Raw genomic sequence first — 12,858 nt, forward strand, 5'->3', positions numbered from 1 at the left:
CTGACGCAAACCTCTTGATCAACAGGCGGAGGGCGGCCCGGGGCCGGAGGGGGTGGGGTTGGGTGGGCGGGGTACTGCTGCGGGGGTTCGGGTGGCGGCACGCTGGGCGGCGCGCCTGGGCTCTGCGCGGGGTTGATCTGCGGGTCGAGGCCGGGGAGCGGGTTCTGCTGCTCGGGCCCTCCGGGGCCGGTAAGAGCACCCTGCTCAGCGCGTTGGCGGGGCTGCTGCCGGAGGACTCCGGCGAGCAGGAGGGCACCGTCGAGATCGACGGGCTCGACCCGCGCAAGGGGCGGGAACGCGTCGGCATCGTCTTCCAGGACCCGGAAACCCAACTGGTGATGGCGCGCTGCGGCGACGACGTCGCGTTCGGGCTGGAGAACCGCGGGGTACCGACCGACGAGATCTGGCCCCGGGTGGACGAGGCGCTGCACCGCGTCGGCTTTCCGTACCCCCGGGACCGCCCCACCGCCGCGCTCTCCGGCGGCGAGCAGCAACGCCTCGCCCTGGCCGGCGCGCTGGCGCTGCGTCCCGAGCTGCTGCTGCTCGACGAGCCGACCGCCAACCTCGATCCGGCCGGGGCCGACCTGGTCCGCCAGGCGGTGGCCGGCGCGCTGCACGCCGACACCACGCTGATCCTGGTCGAGCACCGGGTCGCCGAGGCGCTGCCGCTCGTCGACCGGGTGGTCGTCCTGGAGCCAGGCGGCGGGGTCCGCGCGGACGGCACCCCCGAGGCCGTCTTCGCCGCCCACGGCGCCGCCCTGGCGGCCGAGGGGGTCTGGGTGCCCGGTCACCCCATCGCGCCCCGGCCGGCCACCGCCGCGCCGGGGGACCTGTTGCTCACCGCCGACCGGCTCGGCCTGCCGCCCCGGCTGGACTCCATCGACCTGGGGGTACGCGCCGGCGAGGCACTCGCCGTACGCGGACCCAACGGCGCCGGCAAGTCCACCCTGGCACTGCTGCTCGGCGGGTTGCTCCGGCCGGGCGCCGGACGGGTCACCGCATCCGTCGAGCTGGCCGGCGCGGACCGCCGCACTCCCCCACACCGCTGGCGCGCCCCCGCACTGGCCCGCCGGATCGGGTCGGTCTTTCAGGACCCGGAGCACCAGTTCGTCACCAGCACCGTCTTCGACGAGCTGGCGCTCGGCCCACGCCGGACCGGTCAGCCCGAGACGGCCGTCAACGAGACCGTCAGCGGGCTGCTGGAACGGCTGCGACTGGTCCGGCTCGCCGCCGCCAACCCGTACACCCTCTCCGGTGGTGAGGCGCGGCGGCTGAGCGTGGCGACCGCCCTGGCCACCGCGCCCCGCCTGCTGATCTGCGACGAACCCACATTCGGTCAGGACCGGCGGACCTGGCGGGAGCTGGTCGACCTCTTCGCCGACCGGCGCGACGCCGGGCACGGCGTGGTCGCGGTCACCCACGACGCGGACTTCGTGGCCGCGCTCGCCGACCGCACCGTCACCCTGCACCGGGCCGCGACCGACGCCGTCCCCGCCGACCCGGCAGGCGAACGGCCAGACCGTGATCGGCCAGACCGTGATCGGCCAGACCGACCGGCGGCAGGCGAACGGGCTGACCGACCAGCGGGCCAGCCTGGCCGGGACGACGTCCGATGATCAGCATCGAGCCGGTCGCCGCGCCCGATGCGCCGTTGGCCCGCCGCAACCCGGTGGCGAAGGTCGCCGCCGCGCTGGTCTTCTCGTTCACCCTGCTGGCCACCCTGGACCCCCTCGCCCCGGCCATCGCCATCGCGCTCGAACTCGCCGTGCTGCCGCTGTTCGGCATCGGCTACCGGGTGCTGGCCCGGCGGGCCTGGCCGCTGCTCCTCAGCGCCGCCGGCATCCTGGTCACCCTGGTGCTCTTCGCCGCCGACCGATCTGGCCGGGTCCTGCTGGACGCGGGACCGATCCTGGTGACCACCGGCGTGCTGCTCACCGCCCTCGGTCTGGTGCTGCGGGTCTTCGCGGTGGCCCTGCCCGGCGTGATCGTCTTCGCGACCACCGACCCCACCGACCTGGCCGACGCGTTGGTCCAGAACGTGAAGGCACCGGCCCGGTTCGCCATCGGGGCACTGGCCGCGTTCCGTCTGGTGCCGCTGCTCGGCCAGGAGTGGCAGATGATCAGCATGGCCCGACGCGCACGCGGCGTCGACGCGGGCCGCAACCCGGTGGCGAAGCTGCGACTGTTCGCCTCCACCGCGTTCGCGCTGCTGGTCGGGGCGATCCGCCGGGGCACCAGGCTCGCCGTGGCGATGGACGCCCGTGGCTTCGACGCCGGCACACCCCGAACCGTCGCCCGCCGTCAGCACTTCACCCGCGCCGACGCGCTCCTCATCGCCGGGGCGGTAGTGCTGGCCGGCGCCGCCCTCACGACAAGCATCATCGCAGGCACCTTCCGCCCCCTGATCAGCTAAACCCCCGATCGGCCCGGCCGCAGGCTCGGCGGCAAGCCCGCCGCGTGCCGCAGGCCGCAGGCTCGGCGGCAAGATCCGCGCAACATCAGGGATGTAGGGGCCTCACCGGCCACGAAGACCACTACATCCCCGATGTTGCTGACGCCACCCGGCGCCCACGCACACCCTCGCCGATCTTGCGTTTTCTGTCGCCATTTCGTCCTGGTGTGCCGGTTTCATGAGGACAGAAAGTGCAAGATCGCGGGGTGAGGTGCGGCCGGGTGACGATTGCGGCCCGATCAGCTGCGGCGGAAGGCGTAGCGGCGGGTCTGGCCAGCTTGCTGGCTGCGTCCGCCGCCGGAGCGGTTGCCGCCACCCTGCGGCGGCCCGGCCGTCGGTGCCTTCGGTCGCCCGGTCGGCTTCGGCAGATCCCCCACCGCCGGCACGTCGACAACCGCCGGCACATCGACCGGCACCGCTACATCGACCGGAACGGCCAGCGCGTCCGGGACAGCCGCCGGCACCGGCCGGGCCAGCGCGTCCGGGACAGCCGCCGGCACCGGCCGGGCCAGCGCGTCCGGGACAGCCGCCGGCACCGGCGGCAGGGGCGGTTCGGGCGCGAGGGCCAGGTCGGGGAGTGTGGGTGGGAGCGGGCCGTGGCCGGCCGCCGGGTCGACGCCGAGCGCCGCCGTTTTCGGGGTACGGGACTTCTTCGGGTTACGCCTCGCAGGCATCCTGACCTCCGTCATTGCCGACCGGCACGGCCGGCTCCGCGCTGCGGCGGTCGGTCGGATCGGCTGGTGACCGCCGTTGCGCGGCGGTAGAAGGGAGAAGGGACTGCTCACCGGGGCCAGGCAGTGCCAGCGCCGCCGAATGGCGGGGAGGAGATGCGGGACGCCCGGGAGCGCACGGACCGCGACGCGGGACGGCGGGCCGGCTCGGAAGTGGGGCGTCAGTTACGCATGTCGGCAATCTAGCCACCGCCCGACCGGACGCGCATCCGATTTTACTGACACGATCGGCACATGCTTATCGCGTTCTCGATCACCCCGCTCGGCGGTGACGACTCCGTGGGCGACCTGGTCGCCGAGGCGGTGCGGGTGGTCCGCGCCTCCGGCCTTCCCAACCGGACCGATGCCATGTTCACCACCGTCGAGGGCGAGTGGGACGAGGTGATGGCGGTGGTGAAACGGGCGGTCGACGTCGTCGCCGCGCAGGCGCCCCGGGTGAGCGTGGTGCTCAAGGCCGACGTCCGACCCGGGGTCACCGACGCACTCAACGGGAAGATCGCCCGAATCGAAGCCCGCCTCGCCGAAGGCTGACGCGCGCGGCCCGGGTTGGCGACAGGTTTCCCGGCACGCCTACCGGCTCCACTGCAGAGAGCCCAGGCCACCATTCGCAACGTGCATGCTATTCGCAGAATCGGGAGGTGGATCACTGGTCCATATCGGCTCACATCACGGTAAGTTTTCAAACGCTGATAGTGGTGACGAGAGGTGGCGGCACGAATGGCTGAGCAGGCGACGGCGCAGATCGGTGTGACCGGGTTGGCGGTGATGGGCCGCAACCTGGCCCGCAACCTGGCCCGCAACGGCTTCACGGTGGCGGTGCACAACCGGTCGCCGGAACGCACCCGCAGCCTGGTTGCCGAGCACGGTGACGAGGGCACGTTCGTGCCCGGCGAGACGATGGCCGACTTCGTGGCATCGCTGGAGCGGCCCCGCGCGGTGATCGTGATGGTCAAGGCGGGTGCGCCCACCGACGCGGTGATCGACGAGTTGGTGCCGCTGCTGGAGGAGGGCGACATCATCGTCGACTGCGGCAACGCCCACTTCGCCGACACCCGCCGCCGGGAGGAGGCGCTGCGCGCACAGGGGCTGCACTTCAGTGGCACCGGCGTCTCCGGTGGCGAGGAGGGCGCGCTGCTCGGGCCGAGCATCATGCCCGGCGGCTCCACGGAGTCGTACGCCAAGCTCGGGCCGATGTTCGAGAAGATCGCTGCCCAGGTGGACGGCGTGTCGTGCTGCACCCACGTCGGGCCGGACGGCGCCGGGCACTTCGTCAAGATGGTGCACAACGGCATTGAGTACGCCGACATGCAGCTCATCGCCGAGGCGTACGACCTGCTTCGGGCTGGTCTGGGCGCGAAGCCGGCGGAGATCGCGGAGATCTTCCGCGACTGGAACGGCGGCGAGTTGGAGTCGTTCCTGATCGAGATCACCGCCGATGTGCTCGCGCACACCGACGCGGCGACGGGCCGCCCGTTCGTCGACATCGTGCAGGACCGGGCCGAGCAGAAGGGCACCGGCCGGTGGACCGTGCAGAGCGCCCTGGACCTGGGCATTCCGATCACCGGGATCGCCGAGGCGACCTTCGCCCGTTCGCTCTCCGGGCACGTCGACCAGCGGGAGGCGGCGCGGCGGGCGTTCCCGGACGCGGGTGAGCAGTGGCAGGTCACCGACCGGGACGCGTTCGTCGAGGACGTCCGCCGGGCGCTGCTCGCTTCCAAGATCGTCGCGTACGCGCAGGGCTTCGACCACATCCGCGCCGGCAGCCAGGAGTTCAACTGGGACATCGACCTGGGCGGCACGGCCACGATCTGGCGGGGCGGCTGCATCATCCGGGCCCGCTTCCTGGACCGGATCCGCGAGGCGTACGACGAGAAGCCGGAGCTGCCGACGCTGCTGGTCGCGCCGTACTTCGCCGAGGCGGTCGCCGCTGGCGTGCCGAGTTGGCGACGGGTGGTGGCCGACGCGACCCGGGCCGGCGTGCCGACGCCGGCGTTCTCCTCGTCGTTGGCGTATTTCGACGCGCTGCGCGCCGAGCGCCTGCCGGCCGCGTTGATCCAGGGTCTGCGGGACAATTTCGGCGCGCACACCTACCAGCGGGTGGATCGCGAGGGCTCGTTCCACACGACGTGGGCGGGCGACCGCGCCGAGTCCCCGGCGTAGTCGGCCCACGGCCCACGGCCCACGGCCCACGGCCCACGGCCCACGGCAAGATCGTGCTCGATCCATGATGTAGTGGCCTCTGTCGTTCACGGAGGCCACTACATCCGTGTTCGAGCACGATCATGGGAGTTGCCGGATGCGCGCGCACCCCTCAACTGATGGTGGCGTGCATCTCCCAGACGAGGATCTCGGCCGGTTCGTCGGCGGTGACCCGCCGGCCGCCGGTCCTGGTGAGCCGGGCCGCGTCGCCGGAGCCAAGCGGGCCGCTGCCCTCCAGCGTCACCGTGCCGTCCGGCACGTACAGGTGCACGTAGGGCGCGTCCGGGATGGTGACCTCGTCGCCGGGAGTGAGACGGGCCGCGTGCAGGGTCGCGTACCGGTTACGGATCCGGATCGCGGACGCACCGTCGTAGCGGTCCATTCCGGAGGCGATCGGCACCAAGCCACCGCGCAGGAGTTCGTCCTCGATCTCCAGTTGCTCGTAGCCGGGGTCGACGCCCGCTTCGTCGGGGACCACCCACATCTGCACGAAGTGGACCGGGTCGGTGTGCGGTGTCTGGTTGTCGAGTCGCCAGGCGTCGTTCTTCTCCGAGTGCAGGATGCCGGTGCCGGCGCTCATCCGCTGGGCCAGGCCCGGGTAGATCACCCCGGAGTGACCGGTGGAGTCCTGGTGCACCAAAGAGCCGCGCAGCACCCAGGTAATGATCTCCATGTCCTGGTGCGGGTGGGTCTCGAAGCCGGCCCCCGGGCGCACCACGTCGTCGTTGTTGACGAGCAGCAGACCATGGTGAGTGTTGGCCGGGTCGTAGTGCCGGGAGAACGAGAACGAGTGCTTGGAGTCCAGCCAGGAGATCCGGGTGGCGAAGCGGTCGTCGGCGCGACGCACCTCTACCGACGGCGCGGGAGCGGTCACCAGGCACGCCGCGCGGTGTCGGGGGTCGTGGGCGCCCAGGTCAGGGCCGGCTCGCCGGTGGCCAGTTCGGCGATCTCACCGGTTAACAACTGCGGTGTGTGACCGAACTCGGCGCAGTGCTGCTCGGCGATCTCGGCACAGATGTCGGCCACCTGCGCACACATCGGCTCACCCAGATCCGCGGCGTTCAACGCCATGATCATCTTGTATCGGAGATCCCGCACAGCCACCCCCACCGCCGTCGACCCGCCACCTTCGGACCCTACCCGGGCCCCATTCCGCGGCACCCCGAAAACGACCGACCCCACCCCACCCCACCCCACCCCACCCCACCCCGCGATCTTGCACTTTCTGCCCCCGCATTACCGGGCATACCGGGATGAACCAACGACAGAGAGTGCAAGATCGGCGAGGGCGAGGGCGGGGGTGTGGGTGTGGGTGTGGGTGTGGGCGGGGGCGGGGGGGCGTGGGCGGGGGCGCGCGCGGAGGCCGGATGGGACGGCGCCGCCCGCACCGGGAGGGTGCGGGCGGCGCCGGGGACGGGCGGGGGTTGGTCAGAAGAAGCGACGCCGCTTGGCCTTCTGGGGACGCGCGAGGTCCGCGCCCTTGGTGAGCAACCGGGTCATCCCGGAGGGACCACGGCGGGCCTCCAGGGTGTGGCTGAGCCGACGGGCACCGGCAGCGGCCAGGGGCACCGCTACCGCCATCACCGCCCACTGGGCAATGCGCTTCTGGATCATGTGGGTTCACCTCCGTCAGTGGCTTCTGACGACTGTGATACCCGGAGCGACCGGAGAGTAAGCGTGTCGGCTCAGATCACCGGGGCGACCGGGTTGGGCAGCGCCCCGCCGAAGCGGCGGTCCCGCTGCGCGTACAACTCGCACGCATACCAGAGGTGGCGGCGGTCGAAGTCGGGCCAGAGCGTGTCCAGGAAGACCAACTCCGCGTACGCGGACTGCCAGAGCATGAAGTTGGAGATCCGCTCCTCCCCCGAGGGGCGCAGGAACAGGTCCACCTCCGGGATCTCCGGGTGGTAGAGGTACTTCGCCACGGTCTTCTCGTTGACCTTGGCCGGATCCAGTCGCCCGGCCGCCACGTCGCGGGCGATCGCGGCAGCGGCGTCGCCGATCTCGGCCTGCCCGCCGTAGTTGACGCAGAACTGGAGGGTCAACGTCGCGTTGTCCCGGGACATCTCCTCGGCCGTCTGCAACTCGGAGATGACGCTCTTCCACAACCGGCCGGCCCGACCCGACCAGACCACCCGGACGCCGAGGTCGACCAACTGGTCACGGCGACGACGGATCACGTCCCGGTTGAACCCCATCAGGAACCGGACCTCGTCGGGCGAGCGCCGCCAGTTCTCGGTGGAGAACGCGTACGCCGACAGGTACGGGATGCCCATCTCGATCGCGCCCTCGATGGTGTCGAAGAGGCTGTGCTCGCCGGCCTCGTGGCCCTTGGTGCGGGCCAGCCCCCGATCCTTGGCCCAGCGACCGTTGCCGTCCATCACCACCGCCACGTGCTTCGGCACCGCCTCGGTGGGCAGCGCCGGTGGTCGGGCGCCGGACGGGTGCGGTGTCGGCGGCGTCGGCTCGCGCCGGCCGGCCTTCTTCGATCGGATCACTCGGTCACTCCCTGTTCGTGCCGTCCGCCCCGGCCTCGACATCGCCACGTGGCCGGAGCACCACGACCCCGGCGCCGTCCGGCGGCGAGGCCGTGCCGGTCGCCGAGGGACCCCGGTCGACCAGCGGCAGCGAGCGTAGCGCGCGCTCCAGGTGCCATTGCAGGTGAGCCGCGACCAGCCCACTGCACTCCCGGCGTACGCCGGAGTCGGTGGCGTCGGCCAACACCCAGTCACCGGTGGTCAGCGCGGACATCAGATCGATGGTGGCCGGCGCGGGGTGGGCCGCGCCGGGTGGCCGACAATCCGGGCAGACCGCGCCCCCGGCCGGCACGGAGAAGGCCCGGTGCCGCCCGGGGGTGCCGCAAACCGCGCAGGCGATCAGCGCCGGCGCCCAGCCGGCGAGGGCCATCCCCCGCAGCAGGTACGCGTCGAGCACCAGGGTGGTGGCATGTTCGCCCCGGGACAGCGCCTTCAGCGCGCCCACGGTGAGCTGGAAGAGCCGCAGCGACGGCTCCCGCTCGACCGGGGTCAGCCGCTCGGCGGTCTCGGCGATCGCGCTGGCCGCCGTGTAACGGGGATAGTCCCCGAGGAACCGCTTGCCGTACAGGTCGATGCCCTCGACCTGGCTGACGGTGTGCAGCGAGCTGCCGAGGTTGCCCTTCGGGTCACCGGCGAGCTGGAGGTCGACGTGGCCGAACGGCTCCAGCCGGGCACCGAACTTGCTGGTGGTGCGGCGGATCCCCCGGGCCACCGCGCGCAGCCGGCCGTGCCGACGGGTGAGCAGGGTGATGATCCGATCGGACTCGCCGAGCTTCTGCACACGCAGCACCACCGCGTCGTCGCGGTAGAGCTGTCGGCGGTACCCGGCCATCGGGCCATTCTCCCTCGGGGTGTGAAATCAGGGTTGGTTCGGGGTGGATGCGCGGCCGAACCCCGATGCGCCAGGCTCGTCGCCGCCCGTAGCGTGCTGGTCATGGCAATGCACCCCACCACCAGCGCCGTCCGTCGCGCCACCGCGCCCGTCGCTCTGGGCCTGGCAACCGCTCTCATCCTTGTCGCCGGGTGCGACAACCTCGCCATGCGCCGGCTCGACTACGACGACACCGAGGCGGCGAAGATCACCATTATCCGGGTGCTGCCCGGTGCGGGCGACGTGATCGTCCGGGGCAACGGCACGGAGGGCGAGGCGCGGATCAAACGGGTGGTGCGCTATCAGGGTGGCGAGCCCAACGCCCGGTACGAGATCAAGGGCAGCGAGTTGGTGCTGGACACCGACTGCGGCGACCGGTGCAGCATCTCCTACGAGGTGGCCCTGCCGGAGGGCGTGGCTCTCCAGGGCGAGTCCGGCTCCGGCGACGTCGAGCTGAGCCGAATCGGCACGGTGGATCTGCGGCTGGGCTCCGGCGACGTACGGATCGTCGGCGCGTCCGGCGCGGTCGGGGTCGAGACGGGCTCCGGTGACATCGACGTCAGCGAGGCGAGCGGGGCGGTCCGACTGCGCGCCGGCTCCGGGGACATCACCGCGCGCCGACTGGGCGGCGCGGTCGACGCGGAGGCCGGGTCCGGCAACGTCAACGTCGAACTGGACAAGCCCGCCGCCGCCCGCGCACATGCCGCCAGCGGCGATGTCACGCTGCTGGTGCCGGCGGGAAGCTACCGGGTCCGGTCCAACACCGGCTCCGGTGACGCCCGGGTCACCGTCGCCGACGATCCGGCCGCGTCCCTGGTGCTCGACGGCTCGGCCGGCAGCGGCAACGTCACCATCAGCCAGCGCTGACGGTACCGGTCGCCACCGGGCCGACCCACCGCCGAGGACGCTCAGAAACCCAACTTGCGCAACTGCTTCGGGTCGCGCTGCCAGTCCTTCGCGACCCGAACGTGCAGGTCGAGATAGACCCGGCCGCCCAGCAACTCCTCGATCTGCCGGCGGGCGTTGGTGCCGACCTCCTTGAGCCGGCTCGCCTTGTGCCCGAGCACGATCGCCTTCTGGCTGGGGCGTTCCACGTACAGGTCGGCGTAGATCTTCATGACCTGACCCTCGGGGATCATCTCCTCCACCACCACGGCGATGGAGTGCGGCAGCTCGTCGCGGACCCCCTCCAGGGCGGCCTCGCGAATCAGCTCCGCGACGAGCACCTGCTCGGGATCGTCGGTCAGCATGTCGTCCGGGTAGAGCTGCGGCGACGGCGGCAGGTATTTGGTCATCACGTCAACCAGGGTGTCCACCTGGTGCCCGGAGACCGCGCTCACCGGCACGATCTCGGCGAACTCCCCCATCTTGCTGACCGCGAGCAACTGCTCGGCCAGGCGGCGCTTGTCGACCAGGTCGGTCTTGGTGACCACCGCCAGCACCGTCGCCTTCAGCTCGGCCAGCTCACCGGTGATGAACCGGTCTCCGCGCCCGACCGGCTCGTCGGCCGGGATGCACAGACCGATCACGTCGACCTCCGTCCAGGTGGACCGGACCAGGTCGTTGAGGCGCTCGCCGAGCAGCGTACGGGGGCGGTGCAGCCCCGGGGTGTCGACCAGGACCAGTTGCGATTCCGGACGGTGCAGCACGGCCCGGATGACGTGCCTGGTGGTCTGCGGCTTGTTGGAGGTGATCGCGATCTTGGTGCCGACGATGGCGTTGGTGAGCGTCGACTTGCCCGCGTTGGGCCGGCCGACGAAGCAGCCGAACCCGGCCCGGTACGGGCGGGTCTCCGGGTCCCGCACGGGGCTCACTCGGTCACCGTGCCGAGGACCGTGCCGTCGGGGGCGGCCACGTGGATCGGCGCGTCCGCCGCGAGGTCACGCACGGCCGAGTGCCCGGCGCCGTCCAGGGTCGACGCCTCGGTCACCACCACCGCGGCCTCCAACCGGCTCGCCCCGGCCGCCACGGCCGACGCGACCGCCAACTGCAACGCGGTGAGAGTCAGCGAGGGCAGCGCGACACTTGCCGCCGCGTACGTCCGGCCGTCCTGATCCCGGACCGCGGCGCCCTCCACGGCGGCGACCCGGCCACGGGCGCCCCGGGCCAGGACGACCAGTTTGGCGTCCTCGGCGCTCAGGGGTGCCGGCGCGGTGGGGGCGGGCCGGGCGGCGGGCGCGGCGGGTGTGTCAGGCATCGGCGGATTGCCTCTCGTCGTCTCGGTAGTTGTCCGTGTCGTCCCCGGAGCCGGCGTGCTCGCCGCGCCCCGAGGTGTCCTGCTCATGGCCCGACTCCACCCGGTTGACCAGGACGGTGTCGATCCGGTTGCGCCGACCGGTGGTGCCCTCGGCGACCAGCCGGAGCCCGGCGACCTCGACCTCCGCGCCGGGGATCGGCACTCGCCCCAGCGACTGGGCCAGCAGGCCACCGACCGTCTCCACCTCGTCCGCGGGCAGTTCGGTGTCGAACATCTCACCCAGGGTCTCCACCGGCAGGCGGGCGGTCACCCGCACCGAGGAGTCCGTCAGACGTTCGACGGGTGGGCGTTCGACATCGTACTCGTCGGTGATCTCACCGACGATCTCCTCCAGGATGTCCTCGATGGTGACCAGACCGCCGGTGCCGCCGTACTCGTCGACCACGATGACCAGGTGGTTGCGGGCCGCCTGCATCTCCGACAGCAGGTCGTCGACCGGCTTGGACTCCGGCACGAAGGTCGCCGGGCGCATCAGCTCGGCCACCGGCAACTGCTCGGCCGCCGGGTCCCCGCCGCGGGAGCGCCGGATCAGGTCCTTGAGGTAGAGCACACCGAGCACGTCGTCGACGCTCTCGCCGATCACCGGGATCCGGGAGAAACCCGAACGCAGGAAGAGCACCAACGCCTGCGCGAGCGTTTTACCCTCCTCGATCCACACCATCTCGGTACGCGGCACCATCACCTCGCGGGCGATGGTGTCACCGAGCGCGAAGACCGAGTGGATCATCTGACGTTCGCCGTGCTCGACCACGCCGCGCTGCTCGGCCAGGTCGACAAGCTCACGCAACTCGACCTGGCTGGCGAACGGCCCCTCCCGGAAGCCGCGTCCCGGTGTGACCGCGTTGCCGATCAGGATCAGCAACGAGGCGAGCGGGTTGAGCGCCCGGCCCAGCCAGCGGACCAGCGGCGCCACCGCACGACCCACGGCGTACGCGTGCTGCCGGCCGATGGTGCGCGGCGCGACGCCGACGACCACGAAGCTGACCACTGTCATCGCGCCGGCGGTCACCAACGCGGCCCGCCAGCCGGCGCCGAAGCTGTCCACCGCGACGAGCGCCACCAGGGTGGTGGCGGTCAGCTCGGCGAGCAGCCGCAACAGCAGGAGCAGGTTGAGGTGCCGGACGACGTCGCCGGCGACCACCTGGAGGGTGCGGGCGCCGCGCACGCCGTCGCGGGCCAGCTCGGCGGCCCGCGCCGGCGAGACCGCGGCGAGCGCCGCCTCGGTCATCGCGATCAGGCCGGCGAGCACCACCAGGCCGGCCGCGAAGACGATCAGCTGGAAGTCGGGAAGGCCGGCGGTAGCACCGGCCGCCAGTAACGGAGGAGTGGACATCACTGGGTGCGGGTCGACCGCCAGCTCGCCAGCAGGCGGGCCTGGAGGGCGAACATCTCCCGCTCCTCCTCCGGCTCGGCGTGGTCGTAGCCGAGCAGGTGCAGGACCCCGTGCACGGTGAGCAGATGCAGCTCGTCGGCGGGGGCGTGCCCGGCGGTCGCCGCCTGCTTGGCCGCGACCTCCGGGCAGAGCACGATGTCACCGAGCAGGGCGGGCTCGCCACCGGCCGGCGCGGACTCCCCCGGGCCGTGGTCGACGCTGCCCTCGTCCATGGGGAAGGCGAGCACGTCGGTCGGACCGTCGCCACCCATCCAGCGGTGGTTCAGCTCGGTCATGTAGTCGATGTCGACAAGCAGCACGGACAGCTCGGCGAGGGGGTTGACCCCCATCTCGTCGAGGGCGTGCCGGGCGACGGCGAGCACGGCGTCGGTGTCAACCTCGACACCGGACTCGTTGGCGATCTCGATGGACAACTGCT

Annotated in this window: 15 protein-coding genes; 5 read left to right on the forward strand and 10 right to left on the reverse strand. The window is 71.9% G+C overall.

The genetic code is table 11. The features are described from left to right. Positions 1-62 precede the first annotated feature (62 nt). Positions 63-1,616, forward strand: a complete 1,554-nt coding sequence (locus ACFYPM_RS28900) for an ABC transporter ATP-binding protein (RefSeq protein ID WP_387203466.1) — start codon at positions 63-65, stop codon at positions 1,614-1,616. Beyond that, positions 1,613-2,413: an energy-coupling factor transporter transmembrane component T gene (locus tag ACFYPM_RS28905; RefSeq protein ID WP_357077149.1), complete on the forward strand. Its 801-nt coding sequence runs from the start codon at positions 1,613-1,615 to the stop codon at positions 2,411-2,413. The genes ACFYPM_RS28900 and ACFYPM_RS28905 overlap by 4 nt, the downstream gene beginning before the upstream one ends. A 278-nt stretch (positions 2,414-2,691) precedes the next feature. On the opposite strand, the gene ACFYPM_RS28910 is transcribed toward ACFYPM_RS28905, so the two are convergent. Then, complete coding sequence (locus ACFYPM_RS28910) at positions 2,692-3,126, reverse strand: hypothetical protein (protein WP_387203469.1); 435 nt, start codon at positions 3,124-3,126, stop codon at positions 2,692-2,694. Between the two features lie 291 nt (positions 3,127-3,417). Between ACFYPM_RS28910 and ACFYPM_RS28915 the strand changes: the two genes are divergently transcribed. Both ACFYPM_RS28915 and gndA read left to right on the forward strand, forming a co-directional pair. After that, positions 3,418-3,714, forward strand: coding sequence for a thiamine-binding protein (locus tag ACFYPM_RS28915; RefSeq protein ID WP_357077142.1), 297 nt, complete (start codon positions 3,418-3,420; stop codon positions 3,712-3,714). Between the two features lie 186 nt (positions 3,715-3,900). Continuing rightward, positions 3,901-5,343, forward strand: coding sequence for an NADP-dependent phosphogluconate dehydrogenase (gndA, locus tag ACFYPM_RS28920; protein WP_357572854.1), 1,443 nt, complete (start codon positions 3,901-3,903; stop codon positions 5,341-5,343). A gap of 151 nt (positions 5,344-5,494) precedes the next feature. Here gndA and ACFYPM_RS28925 read toward each other — a convergent pair whose 3' ends face one another. The 5 genes from ACFYPM_RS28925 to recO all read right to left on the reverse strand — a co-directional run bounded on the left by ACFYPM_RS28925 (position 5,495) and on the right by recO (position 8,751). Then, positions 5,495-6,256 carry a pirin family protein gene (locus ACFYPM_RS28925; protein WP_387203473.1) on the reverse strand — a complete coding sequence of 254 codons (762 nt, stop codon included), beginning with the start codon at positions 6,254-6,256 and terminating at the stop codon, positions 5,495-5,497. Next, positions 6,253-6,480, reverse strand: coding sequence for a thioredoxin reductase (locus ACFYPM_RS28930; RefSeq protein WP_387203476.1), 228 nt, complete (start codon positions 6,478-6,480; stop codon positions 6,253-6,255). Before ACFYPM_RS28930 ends, ACFYPM_RS28925 begins: the two co-directional genes overlap by 4 nt. A 330-nt stretch (positions 6,481-6,810) precedes the next feature. Further along, a complete protein-coding gene (locus ACFYPM_RS28935; protein ID WP_387203479.1) occupies positions 6,811-6,996 on the reverse strand; it encodes a hypothetical protein in 186 nt (61 codons plus the stop codon). Positions 6,997-7,067: 71 nt separating this feature from the next. After that, positions 7,068-7,880: an isoprenyl transferase gene (locus ACFYPM_RS28940; RefSeq protein ID WP_357244508.1), complete on the reverse strand. Its 813-nt coding sequence runs from the start codon at positions 7,878-7,880 to the stop codon at positions 7,068-7,070. A 4-nt stretch (positions 7,881-7,884) separates the two neighbouring features. Beyond that, positions 7,885-8,751 (reverse strand): DNA repair protein RecO, encoded by an 867-nt coding sequence (recO, locus tag ACFYPM_RS28945; RefSeq protein ID WP_387203482.1) that lies wholly within the window; start codon positions 8,749-8,751, stop codon positions 7,885-7,887. Positions 8,752-8,853: 102 nt separating this feature from the next. Between recO and ACFYPM_RS28950 the strand changes: the two genes are divergently transcribed. Further along, a complete protein-coding gene (locus ACFYPM_RS28950) occupies positions 8,854-9,657 on the forward strand; it encodes a DUF4097 domain-containing protein (protein ID WP_387203485.1) in 804 nt (267 codons plus the stop codon). Between the two features lie 41 nt (positions 9,658-9,698). On the opposite strand, the gene era is transcribed toward ACFYPM_RS28950, so the two are convergent. From era to ybeY, 4 genes are read right to left on the reverse strand one after another with little or no spacing between them, the layout of a single operon-like run. Further along, positions 9,699-10,595 carry a GTPase Era gene (era, locus tag ACFYPM_RS28955; protein WP_387203661.1) on the reverse strand — a complete coding sequence of 299 codons (897 nt, stop codon included), beginning with the start codon at positions 10,593-10,595 and terminating at the stop codon, positions 9,699-9,701. Between the two features lie 5 nt (positions 10,596-10,600). Further along, positions 10,601-10,987, reverse strand: coding sequence for a cytidine deaminase (locus ACFYPM_RS28960; protein WP_387203488.1), 387 nt, complete (start codon positions 10,985-10,987; stop codon positions 10,601-10,603). Next, the gene (locus tag ACFYPM_RS28965) at positions 10,980-12,404 is read right to left on the reverse strand and encodes a hemolysin family protein (RefSeq protein WP_387203663.1); all 1,425 of its coding nucleotides are present in this window, start codon (positions 12,402-12,404) and stop codon (positions 10,980-10,982) included. Before ACFYPM_RS28965 ends, ACFYPM_RS28960 begins: the two co-directional genes overlap by 8 nt. Further along, on the reverse strand, positions 12,380-12,853 hold the full coding sequence (gene ybeY, locus ACFYPM_RS28970; RefSeq protein WP_272613012.1) for an rRNA maturation RNase YbeY: 474 nt from the start codon (positions 12,851-12,853) through the stop codon (positions 12,380-12,382). The genes ACFYPM_RS28965 and ybeY overlap by 25 nt, the downstream gene beginning before the upstream one ends. Positions 12,854-12,858: the final 5 nt, after the last annotated feature.

The organism is Micromonospora sp. NPDC005203 (genome assembly GCF_042872705.1).
Lineage (GTDB): Bacteria > Actinomycetota > Actinomycetes > Mycobacteriales > Micromonosporaceae > Micromonospora.

What these genes read in the sequence shown, in the direction of transcription:
- ACFYPM_RS28960 (WP_387203488.1), bottom strand. Translation starts at nt 10,987, where the DNA reads ATGCCTGACACACCCGCCGCGCCCGCCGCCCGGCCCGCCCCCACCGCG.
- gndA (WP_357572854.1), top strand. Translation starts at nt 3,901, where the DNA reads ATGGCTGAGCAGGCGACGGCGCAGATCGGTGTGACCGGGTTGGCGGTG.
- recO (WP_387203482.1), bottom strand. Translation starts at nt 8,751, where the DNA reads ATGGCCGGGTACCGCCGACAGCTCTACCGCGACGACGCGGTGGTGCTG.
- ACFYPM_RS28910 (WP_387203469.1), bottom strand. Translation starts at nt 3,126, where the DNA reads ATGCCTGCGAGGCGTAACCCGAAGAAGTCCCGTACCCCGAAAACGGCG.
- ACFYPM_RS28950 (WP_387203485.1), top strand. Translation starts at nt 8,854, where the DNA reads ATGGCAATGCACCCCACCACCAGCGCCGTCCGTCGCGCCACCGCGCCC.
- ACFYPM_RS28935 (WP_387203479.1), bottom strand. Translation starts at nt 6,996, where the DNA reads ATGATCCAGAAGCGCATTGCCCAGTGGGCGGTGATGGCGGTAGCGGTG.
- ACFYPM_RS28905 (WP_357077149.1), top strand. Translation starts at nt 1,613, where the DNA reads ATGATCAGCATCGAGCCGGTCGCCGCGCCCGATGCGCCGTTGGCCCGC.
- ACFYPM_RS28915 (WP_357077142.1), top strand. Translation starts at nt 3,418, where the DNA reads ATGCTTATCGCGTTCTCGATCACCCCGCTCGGCGGTGACGACTCCGTG.